Source organism: Bradyrhizobium sp. GW821-FHT13H05, from assembly GCF_058804065.1.
The window spans coordinates 711,663-724,809 of sequence record NZ_JBXAPO010000001.1 but is presented as its reverse complement, the minus strand read 5'-3'; the positions used below and the strand labels follow the sequence as shown (position 1 = coordinate 724,809).

Below are 13,147 nucleotides of genomic sequence, written 5' to 3'. Positions count from 1 at the left end.
GGCGCCAAACGGGCAGTTTCCGTTGCAGATTTTCCTGCAAATTCTTCCGCAGATTTGTGGGCCATACACCGGGGAACAGCCATCCCCGTCAAGGCCATCGGGCAAAATCCCTGTTCAGGGTTACTTTCGGGGCGATTTTACCGCCCGCGGAGGCGATCCAGCACGTCGGAAGAGGCAAATCCGTCGGCGGGGACCCCGATCGAGGCCTGGAAGTTACGCAGCGCCTCCCGGGTCTGGCCGCCGAACTGACCGTCCGGGGTGCCCTTGTAGAAGCCGCGCTGGGCCAGCAGCTGCTGGAGTTCCAGCCGCTCGGTGCGCGACAGCTCCCGTTCCTGCCGCGGCCAGGGCTGCACGAAGGGCTGCCCCCCGCGCAGTCGGTCGGCAAAATGGCCGATCGCCAGCGCGTAGGCCTCGGCCGGGTTGTACTTCATGATGACGCGGTAGTTCTGGAGCATCAGGAAGCCGGGGCCTTGCGCGCCCGCCGGCGCCAGCAGGTAGGCTTTTTCAGCCGGATGCGGGAAGGGCTGGCCCGTCGGACGCTTGAGCCCGAGCTTCTCCCACTGCGTGATCGCCATCGCCTTGGCGCGATCGGCCAGCATGTAGTTGAAGCCCTGGGGCACCACGACCTCAAAGCCCCAGGTCTGGCCGGCTTGCCAGCCGTCCTTCTTCAGATTGTTGGCGGTGGAGGCGATCAGATCGGTGGGATTGTCGACGACGTCGCGCCGTCCATCACCGTCGCCGTCCACGGCAAAGCGCTTGAATGCGGTCGGCATGAACTGGGTCGGCCCGAAGGCGCCGGCCCAGGAGCCGCGCATCTGCTCGGGCCTGAGATCGCCGCGGTTGAGGATCTCCAGCGCCGAGAGGAACTCGTCCTTGAAATAAGCCTGGCGGCGGCCGACGCAGGCGAGCGTCGCGGTCGATTGCAGCACGCTGCGGTCGCCCATCTGCGTCGAGTAATTGGACTCGATGCCCCAGATCGAGGCGATGATGTAGCGATCGACGCCATAGGCCTTTTCGGTAGCGTCGAACTGCGCCTTGTATTTGGCAAGCACCTCGCGGCCCTTGGCGAGGCGGTTGTCGTTCACGAGGATGTCCAGATAGTCCCAGATCGATTTGGTGAACTCCGGCTGCGAGTCCATCAGGTCCATGATGCGCAAATCGGGTGAGAGCCCGGCCGTGAAGCGCTGGAAATTTTCCTGGGTGATGTTGCGGCGTGCGGCATCGGGCCACATGCCCGCAACGCAATTGTCAAAATTGCCGGCCGCCTCGCGGATCGCTGAGGCCGTCATCAGCGGATGGCCGGAAGCGCCGTCCTCGCCGGTCCAGGGCAGGGCGCCACCGGGGCCGGGCGTGGCCTGCGCGGGCGCCGGATTGGAGCCGGAGAAAATACCGCCGAACAGGTTCGACAGGCCGTTCTGCGCCTGCGCGTGCGCGCCGACGGGCAGCAGCAAGGCGGCCGCAAGCATCGTCCCGCCCGTCACTAATCCAGCACGTTTTGCCAGCGCCGCCACTGATTGCATCATACCCTGCCTGTCCGGCTGAAAATCCGCCCTCAGGAGGCCCTGTTACGGTTGCCAATAGCTTAACAAAGGTGAAATTTTGTTGGCTGATTTTTTCTTAACTCTGTGAGCGCGAGGCCCCACATCCGCCTTTGTTGGCGGCTGCAAACAAGGTAGCAAGAAGCCATTGCTCCGTTCACGTCCTCAGGCATTCGATCCACCCATGAAAATTCGCAAAGCCGTATTCCCCGTCGCCGGCCTCGGTACCCGCGTCCTGCCCGCCACCAAGGCGATGCCGAAGGAAATGCTGACCATCGTCGACAAGCCGCTGATCCAGTACGTCTATGACGAGGCGAGGGAAGCCGGCATCGAGCATTTCATCTTCGTCACCGGCCGCAACAAGAGTGTCATCGAAGACCATTTCGACCGGATGTTCGAGCTCGACGCCACGCTGGCCGCGCGCGGCAAGAAGGCCGAGCAGGAGATTTTGACGCAGAACCAGCCGGAAGCCGGCGCGGTCAGCTTCACCCGCCAGCAGGCGCCGCTCGGCCTCGGACACGCGGTCTGGTGCGCGCGCGACATCGTCGGCAACGAGCCGTTCGCAGTCGTGCTCCCGGACGAGCTCGTGCTCAACACGCCGGGCTGCCTGAAGCAGATGATCGAGACCGCCAGCAAGCTCGGCGAGAAGTCCAACGTCATCGCGGTCGAGGCGGTGCCCGACCATCTCACCCATCAATACGGCATCTGCGGCGTCGGCAAGCGCACTGGCAAGATGTTCGAGGTCGACGGCATGGTCGAGAAGCCGGCCAAGGGCACCGCGCCCTCCAACCTCTCCATCACCGGCCGCTACATCCTTCAGCCTGAAATCTTCAAGATACTGGAGACCCAGGAGCGCGGCGCCGGCGGCGAGATCCAGCTCACCGACGCCATGATCGGCCTCGCCAAGTCGCAAAAATTCTACGGCGTCGAGTTCGAGGGCGAGCGCCATGATTGCGGCTCCAAGCCCGGCTTCCTCCGCGCCAACATCGCCTACGGCCTGCAGCGGCCGGAGCTGCGCGATGGCTTGATTGCGGAGATGAAGAAGTATCTGGGGCAGTAGCTCCACTCGTCATTGCGAGGAGCGAAGCGACGAAGCAATCCAGGCTGTCTCCGCGGAGACAGTCTGGATTGCTTCGCTGCGCTCGCAATGACGGGGAGAGCGTCCCTCACGCCGCCAGCGACAGCTTCGGCAAGCTCGCCACCACCGACTGGTTGCGCCCACCCGCCTTCGCCGCGTAGAGCGCCTTGTCGGCGGCAGCGACCAGGATCGCCCAGTCCATGCCGGCGGCGGGAACGAGGCTGGCGATGCCGCAGGACACAGTCGAGGCAGCCTGGTGGTCGGACCAGCCCTGCACCTTGCCGCGGATCGTCTCGGCGACCCTGAACGCGTCTGTCGCCGAAATGTTCGGCAGCAGCACCGCGAATTCCTCGCCGCCATAGCGCGCGGCGCAATCGCCGGCTCGCTGCACCGAATCGGAAATGCAGATGGCGATGCCGACCAGCACCTGGTCGCCGGCCTGGTGGCCGAACGTGTCATTGTAGGCCTTGAAGTGATCGGCATCGATCATCAGCAGCGCGACCGGCGTCTTCTGGCGCATCGCGCGCCGCCATTCGACGTCGATGACCTGGTCGAACTTGCGGCGGTTCTTCAGGCCGGTGAGCGCGTCCGTCGTCGCCATCTCCTCGAGCTTGCTTTCGGCCTCGGCGCGCCGGCCGATCTCGCGCGCGAGCACGATCGCCGATCCCAGCAGGAACAGCGCGAGCAGCAGGACGACGGCGCCGATGCGAAGCGCCTCCCGTTGCCACAGCGCGAACACCGCGCGCAGCGGTTTGCCGGCCACCACAAACAGCGGATTGGGACCGCTGCTGCGGACATAGAGCCGCGGGGTCGTGTCGACCGGGCCCTGGCCCGCATAGGAGCCTCCGACCTGGAGGTTTTCCGACTTCCAGTCCGACCGCGTGCCCAGGTTCCTGCCGATGATGTCGAGATCGAACGGCCGCCGCATCATGATGGTGCGGTCGCGCTTGAGCACGGTGATGGTGTCGTCAGGGTCGAGGCTCAGACGCTCGAACAATTCGTGGAAATAGCTGAAGCGGATCGAGCCGGCGACGACGCCGAGGAAGCCGCCGTCGGTGTCGCTGATGCGCCGGCTCAGCACGATCGAATAGGCGCCGCGGAACAGCATCGGGCGGCTGATGAAGAGGTCGGCGCCGGGGTTGTCCCGGTGAACCCTGAAATAGTCCTCGTCGGAGCGGTTTTCGGGGCGCGGATCGAGCGTGGATGCGTCGATGGTCAGCTTGCCGTCCGCGTCGTAGGCCTGGATGGCGCCGAAATGCCGCGCCGTGGTCGCATGATCGAACAGGATCAGGTGCCGCACCGGCTTCGAGACCGTGGCGAGCTCGGGCAGCAGCATGTTGCTCGCGACCGCCTTCAGCGACAAATCGTAGATCTCGATGTTGCGGCTGATGTCGGATTCGATGGTCGTGGCCAGATTTTCCAGCGTCTGGCGGGCGAGCGCCTCCTCGCCCCGGCGCATGTCCAGCAAGACGTTGACGCAAATCGCGGAAAAGCCGATCACCGTCACCACGGACGAGATGATCAGCAATTTCGCCGAAATGCGCCACGGCCGGCGGGCCGTGGCTTCGCGCCATCGAGACAGCATCGTTTGCTCCCGATCTTAGTGGATGCGCTCGAAAGCTTGAGTAGTGTTTAAGGCAGGACGACGCTGCCGCAATCAGTTAAGAATCGGTTTATGCAGCTAACGGTTTTAGGCAGGCCTCGATCGGGCAGATCGGGGCTCCGGACGAGAGGACGATTGTGAACGACTACGACGCGTTGCGTGACTATCTGCTGCGGCAGAAGCAGGCTGAATTCGTGCTGACCTTCGAGCAGATCGAGGAGATCATCGGCGCAGCCCTGCCGCGCGCGGCGAATCGCGCCTCATGGTGGGACAGCCTGCGCAGCCCCGACATCCAGATGCCGCAGCGCGAAGCCTGCCTCGCTGCGGGTTTCAAGGCAGTGCGGATGCCGGATGGGAAGAGCGTGCGGTTCACGAAACAGAAGAGCGACCGGCGGCGTTAGCAAGATTCTTCCCTTCTCCCCTTGTGGGAGAAGGTGGCGCGAAGCGCCGGATGAGGGGTTGGTTCGGCATATTCAACTGAGAGATTTTGACTCGCGGAGACATACCCCTCACCCCCGCCCGCTGCGCGGGCGGACCCTCTCCCACAAGGGGAGAGGGAAGAAAGCTCAGCTCGCCGCTTCCAGCCGCACTTCCGTCAGCAGGCGCATCGCTGCGTCCGCGTCCATCGGCTCGCCGAAGGCAAAGCCCTGGGCGTACTCGCAGCCCATCTGGTAGAGCTCGACCGCGTCGGAATCGGTCTCGGCGCCTTCGGCGACCACGTCCATGCCGAGATCGTGCGCGAGCGCGATGATCGACTTCAGGATCACCGGCCGCGTGCCGCGGTTGGTGGTGCGCACGAAGGACTGGTCGATCTTGATGGTGTCGAACGGGAAGCGCTGGAGATAGGCCAGCGAGGAATGGCCGGTGCCGAAATCGTCGAGCGACAGGCCGGTGCCGAGCTCGCGGATCCGCGTCAGCATTTGCGCCGCGTGCTCCGGATTCTCCATCACCAGCGATTCCGTCAGCTCCAGCTTCAGCGTGCCGCGCGCCACCGAGGAGCGCGACAGCACGGTGCGGATGTCGTGGATCAGATCATGGCGCAGCAATTGCCGCGACGACACGTTGACCGATGCGAAGATCGGCTCGCGCGAGCGCATCGCGCGCTGCCAGATCGAAAGCTGCTTGGCGGTCTGGTCGAGCACGAACATGCCGAGGTCGACGATCAGCCCGGTCTCCTCCGCAATGCTGATGAATTCCGACGGCGCCATGCGCCCGAGCTTTGGGTGATCCCAGCGCACCAGCGCCTCGAAGCCGGCGACCGAACGATCCTCCAGTCGCACGATCGGCTGGTACAGGGTCGTGAGCTCCTGCCGCTCGATGGCGCGGCGCAGCTCGCTCTCCAGCGTCAGCCGGTCGGTCTTTCGCGCGCGCATCGCAGGCTTGTAGACGTCGATGCGGTCGCCGCCGATGCGCTTGGAATGATACATCGCAAGCTCGGCGTCCTTGATGATCTCGTCCGTCAGTTGGACTTGCGGATCAGACAGCGCGAGGCCGATCGAGGCGGTGAGGAAAATCTCGCGCTCGTTGAAGGCGATCGGCGCGCGGATGGTCTTGCGGATGGTTTCCGCAAAGGCGGTGATTCGGGCGGGGTCCTGCTCGGAGAGCAGGATCAGGCCGAACTGGTCGCCGGCGAGACGCGCTAGCGTGTCCTGCGGCTTCAGGATGCGGGTGAGGCGGCGGGCCAGCGTCAGCAGGATGGAATCGCCGACCGCGATGCCGACGGAATCGTTGACCTGCTTGAAGCGGTCGAGGTCGATCACCATCAGCGTCGGCCGCAGCGTCGGCATGGTCTTGGCGAAATGCGCGACCGCACCGAGCCGGTCCATGAACAGCTTGCGGTTGGGCAGGCCGGTGAGGTTGTCATGCACGGAATCGTGCAGCAGGCGCTCCTCGGCGTTGCGCAGCTCGGTGACGTCGGTGAGGGTGCCGACCACGCGCGAAACCTCGCCGTCCGAGCCGACCACCGGGCGCGCCTTGAGCGCGAACCACATGAAGTGGCCGTCCGGCGTGCGCAGGCGGAAATCCTGCACCAGGCGGCCGCGGCGCTGGTCGAGCACGCTGTCGAGCGCGGCGCGGAAGCGATCCTGGTCGAGCGGATGCAGCACTTCGAGCCAGGAGGCGGCCGGGCCTTCCAGCGTACCGCGCTTGAGGCCGAGCAGGGCCTCGGTCTCGGGGCTGGTGAAGACCTTGTCGGCGGAGACGTCCCAGTCCCAGATCAGATCGCCGGAGCCGGCCAGCGCCAAGGCCCGCCGCTCGATGTCGGAGACGACGCCGGTGGTGGCACCGCCGCCGGCAAAGGCGTGCTGCATCACCGTGAAGCCGATCAGCATCACGATCAGCACGAGGCCGCCGAGCAGGGCAGGGCCGACGATGTCGTTGGTGACGGAGCCCGCCACCGTCATGCCGGCCGCGACCACCCAGACCACCAGGAGGAACCAGGTCGGGATCAGCAGCACCGCGCGGTCGAAGCCGTGGGTGGAGAGATAGACGATCAGCGCAAAGCCGGCGAAAGCGATCAGCACCAGGGAGATGCGCGCGATGCCGGAGGCGACAGCCGGATCGAACAGAGCGAGCGCAACGAGCGAGCCTAGGAAGGCGAGCCAGCCCACCGTGATGTGCGAATAGCGCACATGCCATCGACTGAGATTGAGATAGGCGAACAGGAACACCAGCAGCGTTGCCGCCAATATCGCCTCACCCGCCGCGCGCCAGATGCGCTCGGCGTTGTTCGACATGTCGAGCACCTTGCCCCAGAAGCCGAAATCGACGCCGATATAGACCAGCACCGCCCAGGCCAGCGCCGCGGCGGCCGGGAACATGATGCTGCCCTTGACCACGAACAAGATGGTGAGCACGAGGGCAAGAAGCCCGGAGATGCCGATCACGATGCCCTGGTAGAGCGTGAACGAGTTGACCTTGTCCTTGTAGGCTTCCGGCTCCCACAGATAGAGCTGCGGCAGCTTGTCGGTGCGCAGTTCCGCGACGAAGGTGATGACGGCGCCTGGATCGAGCGTGACGCGGAACACGTCGGCGGTCGGGCTTTCCTGCCGCTCGGGCCGGTCGCCGGTCGAGGGCGTGATGGTGGCGATGCGCGACAGCCCGAGGTCGGGCCACAGCAGTCCCGAGGACACGATGCGGTAATGCGGAGCGACGATCAGGCGGTCGAGCTGGTCGTCGGTGTTGTTGGCGAGCGCGAACACCACCCAGTTCTGGCCGCCTTCGCGGGCGCGCACCTCGATGCGGCGGACGATGCCGTCGGTGCCGGGCGCGGTCGAGACCTGGATACGATCGGCGTCGCTGCGCTGATGCTCGAGCACACCGGTGAGGTCGATCGCGGGCGCGTCACCGCGGACGCTGACGGCGTCGAGCGCGCGCGCGGGATGCGCGGCGACGAGAATCATGAGGCCCAGCGCGATGGGCGCGAGGCACCTGATCAGACGCAAGGTCAGCTCTCCGCGTTCGACGCAAACTTTGGGTGCAAGGCTGGCTTTGTGTGCAAGGCTGGCACGTAAAGACGATTTCAGACCGGACGGAAGTGGTTCGGTGCGTCGCGATAGATGCCACGAAAGCGAGGAAAATCAAAGGGTTTCCGGCGTCCTTGGTGGGTCGCTGGCCTAGACCTCCAACACAATTTTGCCAATATGTGCGGAGGTCTCCATGCGCCGGTGGGCGTCGGATGCCTTTTCCAGCGGGAAAGAGCTGTCCATCAGCGGTTTGACACGGCCTTCGCGCAAAAGCGGCATCACTTTCGCCTCGATCGCGGCCACCATCGCCGCCTTGTCCGCATTACTACGGGGGCGCAGGGTCGAGCCGGTATGGGTCAGGCGCTTGACCATCACCTTGGCGATGTTGACGCTGATCTTGGGGCCGTTGAGGGTCGCGATCTGCACAATGCGGCCGTCGACCGCGGCGGCGTCATAGTTGCGGTCGACATAGTCGCCGGCGACCATGTCGAGGATCAGATTGACGCCGGCCTTGTTCGTCTCCGCCTTGACCACCTCGACGAAGTCTTCGGTCTTGTAATTGATGGCGCGGTCGGCACCGAGCTTGAGGCAGGCGTCGATCTTGTCCTGCGACCCCACGGTGACGAACACTTTTGCGCCGAACGCTTTCGCAAGCTGGATCGCCATGGTGCCGATGCCGGAGGAGCCGCCATGGATCAGCAGCGTCTCGCCGGCCTTCAGGCCGCCGCGCTCGAACACATTGTGCCAGACCGTCATCAGGGTTTCCGGCAGCGCGCCGGCTTCCTTGATCGACAGCGACGGCGGCACGCTCATCGCCTGGCCGTCCTGGGCGATGCAGTACTGCGCATAGCCGCCGCCGGCGACCAGCGACATCACCTTATCGCCGATCTTGTGCCGCTTGGCGTTGCTGCCGACGGCCACCACTTCGCCGGCGATCTCGAGGCCGGGCAGGTCGCTGGCGCCGGGCGGCGGCGGATAGGCGCCGGAGCGCTGCGCCACGTCGGGCCGGTTGACGCCGGCGGCCTGCACCCTGACCAGGATCTCGTCCGGGCCGGGCTGCGGAAGGCTGCGTTGTTCCGGCACCAGCACCTCCGGTCCGCCGGGCTTGGAGATGGCGACCACGGTCATTTGCGCGGGCAGCTTGTCCATGATGTGTCCTTGAGCAAAGGTGCGGGAGGAAACGAGGCCTTTGCTTAGCCAGCGCGGTCCAAGCTGGCAACCGCCTCAGCCGCTTGTGATGCGAACGCAGGAGGAACGACAATGCCGACGGAGGACGACGACAAGCCGCGCAAGAAGATCAGCCATGAGATCGGACAGGATCTCTCACTGTTGTCCGTGGAGGAACTGACCGAGCGCGTCGCCCTGCTCAAGACCGAGATCACAAGGCTGGAAGAAGCCGCCACCAAAAAGCGCGCCTCCCGCGATGCGGCGAACAGTATTTTCAAGTCGTAGGCTCCGAACTCTCGTCTCGTGTCCCGGGCGCGCTGCGGCGCGTAGCGCTGCTGCGCCGAACCGGGACCCATGCCTCTCCAAACTCCTCGGAAGAACTGGGCCCCGGCTCAGCAGTGCCGCACTGCGTCCGGCGCACGAGACCCGGGCTCGGCCTCTGACCGACATGGCTAACGAACCCTCAAAAAAATCGCTCGTTTACTCCCGATTAAGCTTTCGGCTTTATGACTTGGAACTGTCCTCGTTTTGGACACCGAGTGGCTCCTGTCCACTCTGTTTGACGCCTCCCTGTTATCAACTTTCAAAGCCGCCGGTGTTCCGGCGGCTCTTTTTTTGGTCCAGAGCGTTTTCGAGCGCAGCAGATACCGGTTCGCGTCAAGAAAACGCGTCTCACCCCGGTTGAATTCCGAGGAATGACCCGCGGAAACCATATCCGTGCTTGTCGCTGGACTCCCGGTCCGGCCCGCGCAATGATTTGTTCATCATAAGCCGGCGTCTAAGCCGGGTGGGTAAACAGTTGCGTAAGGGGCGTTAACCATGGAACGTTTGCAAGCCGACGGCGCTCTCGTTCAACTCAGCGAGCGGTTCACCAATTCTGCGGCGTTTGGCGTCCTGTTCCGTGAGGGCATGGACCTGGTCGAAGAGACCGCCGCCTATCTCGACGGCGCCGGCCGCACCGAGGCCAAGGCGCTCGACCGCGCCGTCAGCCTGACCTATGCGACCGAGAGCATGCGCCTCACCACCCGCCTGATGCAGCTCGCCTCGTGGCTGCTGCTGCACCGCGCGGTGAAGGAAGGCGAGATGACGCTGGTCCAGGCGAGCCGCGAGAAGACCAAGGTCAAGCTCTCGGCGGCTGACCCCGGCCCCTCCGACACCATCGACAAGCTGCCCCCTCAGCTCCAGGAGCTGATCCATCGCTCGATGAGCCTGCAGACCCGCGTCCGCCGGCTCGACACCACCATCCACGCCCCGCCGGCCGAACACATCGCCATCGGCAACCCGCTGGTGCCGCACCTCAACGCGCTGAAGGCGGCGTTCGAGCGGTAAGGCTCTAAGGTGCCTCAACCCTGATTTCGACGCCGTCGCGCTCGTAATAAGGTCTCGTGCCCCGGACGCAGCGCAGCGTCCCTTTGACGGTGCGCTGCAGAGCCGGGGCCCACGCAGCAGTGAACTGTGCGGCCTTCTGGGTCCCGGCTCTGCGCAGCAACGCAAGAGCGTTGCAGCGCGTCCGGGACACGGCCCCAAAAACAAAAACGCCCCCGGTCTCCCGGGGGCGTTTTTCGTCTCCAGCCTTGCGGGCCGGATCAATCCTTTTTGAGGAAGCCCGAAAACTTCTTCTGGAAGCGCGAGACGCGGCCGCCGCGGTCGAGCATCTGGGCGTTGCCGCCGGTCCAGGCCGGGTGCGACTTCGGGTCGATGTCGAGGTTCAGCGTGTCGCCTTCCTTGCCCCAAGTGGAGCGGGTCAGGTACTCGGTTCCGTCGGTCATCACGACCTTAATCGTATGATAATCCGGATGAATTTCGGCTTTCATGGCAATTCCTAGGGCGACCGGCGCCGCTCGCTTGAGTGATAATCGATGACGGATTTGGGCGCTCTATACCCCACGATCCCCCCTAAAACAAGCCATTGTGGGGACAGGAGAACCGGGCCGTCCCCTAAGGGACATCCCGGATTTGCCACGCCCGCTTCCGCGGCCTATCTGGAGCGGACTCCTCTTTTTGGTCGGATCTCATGAGCGCAGTAGAACGGCTTGAAACCGGGCCCGCAGAAGCCCCGTCGATCGAAGCCGACCTGATCGAGGCGCCGGCGAAGAGCCGCGCCAAGCTGCGGCCGCTGCTGGCGCTTGCGCCTTATGTAGCCCGCTATCGCGGCCGCGCGGCGCTCGCCTTCGTCTCGCTGACTGTCGCCGCGCTGACGACGCTGCTGGTGCCGGTCGCGGTGCGCCGGATGATCGATTTCGGCCTGACGCCGGAAGGCATCGCGCTGATCAACAGCTACTTCTCGGTGATGATCGCGGTCGTCGCCGTGCTCGCCCTCGCAAGTGCCTCGCGTTACTACCTCGTGATGACGATCGGCGAACGCATCGTCGCCGACCTCAGGCGCGACGTCTTCGCCCATCTGTTGTCGCTGTCGCCGTCCTTCTTCGATTCCGCGCGCAGCGGCGAACTGGTGTCGCGGCTCACCGCCGACACCACGCAGATCAAATCCGCCGTCGGCGCTTCGGTCTCGATCGCGCTGCGCAACCTGATGATGTTCTTCGGCGCCGCCGCGATGATGGTGATCACCAGCCCGCGCCTCTCCGGTTTCGTGCTGCTCGCCATTCCCCTGATCGTGCTGCCGCTGGTCGCCTTCGGGCGCTGGGTGCGGCGGCTGTCGCGCAACGCGCAGGATACGCTCGCCGATGCCTCCGCCTATGCCGGCGAGCTGATCGGCGCGATCCGCACCGTGCAGGCCTATACCAGCGAAGGGCTGGCCGCGAAGCGTTTTGGCGGCGAGGTCGAGCAGGCCTATGAGGCCGCGCGCACGTCGACGCAGGCGCGTGCCGTGCTCACCGCCATCATCATCTTCATCGTGTTCGCAAGCGTGGTCGCGATCCTCTGGATCGGCTCACACGACGTGCTGATCGGCACGATCACGCCGGGCCGGCTCGGCCAGTTCGTGCTCTATGCGGCCTTCGCCGCGGCGGGCCTCGGACAGCTCAGCGAGGTCTGGGGCGAGGTGTCGGCGGCGTCCGGCGCGGCGGAGCGCCTGTTCGAGATCCTGCATGTGCAGCCCCAGATCGCAGCACCCGCGTCGCCACGCGCGCTGCCGGTGCCGGCACGCGGCGAGGTCGGCTTCGACCATGTCAGCTTCTCTTATCCCGCGCGTCCCGACGTCAACGTGCTCGACGCGGTATCCTTCACGGTGCGACCCGGCGAGAAGGTCGCGATCGTAGGTCCCTCCGGCGCCGGCAAGAGCACGATCTTCCATCTGCTGCTGCGCTTCTACGATCCGCGTGGTGGTTCGATCTCGCTCGACGGCGTGCCGGTGCGGTCCGCCGATCCCCGTGATTTCCGGACTCGCATCGCGCTGGTGCCGCAGGAATCCAACGTGTTCGCCGCCAGCGCCCGCGAGAACATCCGCTTCGGCCGGCCCGATGCGACTGATGCCGAAGTCGAGCGCGCCGCCGAGCTCGCGCATGCCGCCGAATTCATCCGCCGCCTGCCGGAAGGCTTCGAGACCCCGCTCGGCGAGCGCGGCGTGACGCTCTCAGGCGGCCAGCGCCAGCGCATCGCGATCGCCCGCGCGATCCTGCGCGATGCGCCGCTGCTGCTGCTGGATGAGGCCACCTCCGCGCTCGACGCCGAAAGCGAGACGCTGGTGCAGACCGCACTCGAAGAGCTGATGCGTCATCGCACCACGCTGGTGATCGCCCATCGCCTCGCCACCGTGCTCTCCTGCGACCGCATCCTGGTGATGGACCAGGGCAAGATCGTCGAGCAGGGCACGCATGCCGAGCTCGTGGCCGTGAACGGGCTCTATGCGCGGCTCGCGAGGTTGCAGTTCGAGGGAGCGTGAGGGCGCTGCGATTGCCGCCAGACTCGCGATAGCGAGAGTGTTGCGAGCGCGTTCCACAATCTCGTCATTGCGAGCGAAGCGAAGCAATCCAGAATCTTTCCGGGGAGGGATTCTGGATTGCTTCGTCGCAAGAGCTCCTCGCAACGACGTGGTGATAGCTTTGCGCCAAAACAGCTCCCGATATTATTTGCACTTCGGCGAGAGTGTCGGCACGTTCGGCCACGGCCAGTTTTTCCAGCTCCCGTCCTCACCGACGCAGGCCGATGAGGCAGGGCCGTTCGTTGACGCAGGAGCGCTCGCCGTCTTGATCGGCGTTGCAAAGCGCTGGTCGACATAGGTCGTGGACAGATAGCCGGCGACGATGACGCCCAGAAAGACCGAAGACCCCTTGGTCAGGTCGCTCATTCGCATCGATCGTCTCCATTCGTTTGCCATCACTGGGACAACGAATAACTG

General features: G+C 65.0%; 11 protein-coding genes. 5 read left to right on the top strand and 6 right to left on the bottom strand.

Going from position 1 to position 13,147, the window contains the following annotated elements:
- Positions 1 to 137: 137 nt before the first annotated feature.
- A complete protein-coding gene (locus AC1RR3_RS03415) occupies positions 138 to 1,520 on the bottom strand; it encodes a lytic murein transglycosylase (protein WP_492819794.1) in 1,383 nt (460 codons plus the stop codon).
- A 202-nt stretch (positions 1,521 to 1,722) separates the two neighbouring features.
- Here AC1RR3_RS03415 and galU point away from each other — a divergent pair, with 202 nt between their 5' ends.
- A complete protein-coding gene (gene galU / locus AC1RR3_RS03410) occupies positions 1,723 to 2,598 on the top strand; it encodes a UTP--glucose-1-phosphate uridylyltransferase GalU (RefSeq protein WP_492819308.1) in 876 nt (291 codons plus the stop codon).
- A gap of 106 nt (positions 2,599 to 2,704) precedes the next feature.
- On the opposite strand, the gene AC1RR3_RS03405 is transcribed toward galU, so the two are convergent.
- Entirely contained in the window at positions 2,705 to 4,201 is a 1,497-nt protein-coding gene (locus AC1RR3_RS03405) for a sensor domain-containing diguanylate cyclase (RefSeq protein ID WP_492819307.1), read from the bottom strand.
- A gap of 155 nt (positions 4,202 to 4,356) precedes the next feature.
- Between AC1RR3_RS03405 and AC1RR3_RS03400 the strand changes: the two genes are divergently transcribed.
- Positions 4,357 to 4,620 (top strand): DUF7662 domain-containing protein, encoded by a 264-nt coding sequence (locus AC1RR3_RS03400; RefSeq protein ID WP_492819306.1) that lies wholly within the window; start codon positions 4,357 to 4,359, stop codon positions 4,618 to 4,620.
- A 165-nt stretch (positions 4,621 to 4,785) separates the two neighbouring features.
- On the opposite strand, the gene AC1RR3_RS03395 is transcribed toward AC1RR3_RS03400, so the two are convergent.
- The gene (locus tag AC1RR3_RS03395; protein WP_492819305.1) at positions 4,786 to 7,662 is read right to left on the bottom strand and encodes an EAL domain-containing protein; all 2,877 of its coding nucleotides are present in this window, start codon (positions 7,660 to 7,662) and stop codon (positions 4,786 to 4,788) included.
- 171 nt (positions 7,663 to 7,833) lie between these two features.
- Positions 7,834 to 8,832, bottom strand: a complete 999-nt coding sequence (locus tag AC1RR3_RS03390) for an NAD(P)H-quinone oxidoreductase (protein ID WP_492819304.1) — start codon at positions 8,830 to 8,832, stop codon at positions 7,834 to 7,836.
- A gap of 111 nt (positions 8,833 to 8,943) precedes the next feature.
- Here AC1RR3_RS03390 and AC1RR3_RS03385 point away from each other — a divergent pair, with 111 nt between their 5' ends.
- Entirely contained in the window at positions 8,944 to 9,135 is a 192-nt protein-coding gene (locus AC1RR3_RS03385; RefSeq protein ID WP_492819303.1) for a DUF1192 domain-containing protein, read from the top strand.
- Positions 9,136 to 9,669: 534 nt separating this feature from the next.
- Positions 9,670 to 10,179, top strand: a complete 510-nt coding sequence (rcdA, locus tag AC1RR3_RS03380; protein ID WP_492819302.1) for a protease adaptor protein RcdA — start codon at positions 9,670 to 9,672, stop codon at positions 10,177 to 10,179.
- A 257-nt stretch (positions 10,180 to 10,436) separates the two neighbouring features.
- Here the strand turns inward: rcdA and rpmE are convergent, their stop codons facing one another.
- On the bottom strand, positions 10,437 to 10,664 hold the full coding sequence (gene rpmE / locus AC1RR3_RS03375) for a 50S ribosomal protein L31 (RefSeq protein ID WP_014439698.1): 228 nt from the start codon (positions 10,662 to 10,664) through the stop codon (positions 10,437 to 10,439).
- Positions 10,665 to 10,864: 200 nt separating this feature from the next.
- Here rpmE and AC1RR3_RS03370 point away from each other — a divergent pair, with 200 nt between their 5' ends.
- The gene (locus AC1RR3_RS03370) at positions 10,865 to 12,691 is read left to right on the top strand and encodes an ABC transporter ATP-binding protein/permease (RefSeq protein WP_492819301.1); all 1,827 of its coding nucleotides are present in this window, start codon (positions 10,865 to 10,867) and stop codon (positions 12,689 to 12,691) included.
- A gap of 183 nt (positions 12,692 to 12,874) precedes the next feature.
- Here AC1RR3_RS03370 and AC1RR3_RS03365 read toward each other — a convergent pair whose 3' ends face one another.
- Entirely contained in the window at positions 12,875 to 13,102 is a 228-nt protein-coding gene (locus tag AC1RR3_RS03365) for a hypothetical protein (RefSeq protein WP_492819300.1), read from the bottom strand.
- Between the last annotated feature and the right edge of the window lie 45 nt (positions 13,103 to 13,147).

Excerpts from the sequence above, each read along its gene's own strand:
- AC1RR3_RS03370 (WP_492819301.1), top strand. The coding sequence starts at position 10,865 with ATGAGCGCAGTAGAACGGCTTGAAACCGGGCCCGCAGAAGCCCCGTCG.
- AC1RR3_RS03390 (WP_492819304.1), bottom strand. The coding sequence starts at position 8,832 with ATGGACAAGCTGCCCGCGCAAATGACCGTGGTCGCCATCTCCAAGCCC.
- rpmE (WP_014439698.1), bottom strand. The coding sequence starts at position 10,664 with ATGAAAGCCGAAATTCATCCGGATTATCATACGATTAAGGTCGTGATG.
- galU (WP_492819308.1), top strand. The coding sequence starts at position 1,723 with ATGAAAATTCGCAAAGCCGTATTCCCCGTCGCCGGCCTCGGTACCCGC.
- AC1RR3_RS03415 (WP_492819794.1), bottom strand. The coding sequence starts at position 1,520 with ATGCAATCAGTGGCGGCGCTGGCAAAACGTGCTGGATTAGTGACGGGC.
- AC1RR3_RS03405 (WP_492819307.1), bottom strand. The coding sequence starts at position 4,201 with ATGCTGTCTCGATGGCGCGAAGCCACGGCCCGCCGGCCGTGGCGCATT.
- AC1RR3_RS03365 (WP_492819300.1), bottom strand. The coding sequence starts at position 13,102 with ATGCGAATGAGCGACCTGACCAAGGGGTCTTCGGTCTTTCTGGGCGTC.
- AC1RR3_RS03385 (WP_492819303.1), top strand. The coding sequence starts at position 8,944 with ATGCCGACGGAGGACGACGACAAGCCGCGCAAGAAGATCAGCCATGAG.
- rcdA (WP_492819302.1), top strand. The coding sequence starts at position 9,670 with ATGGAACGTTTGCAAGCCGACGGCGCTCTCGTTCAACTCAGCGAGCGG.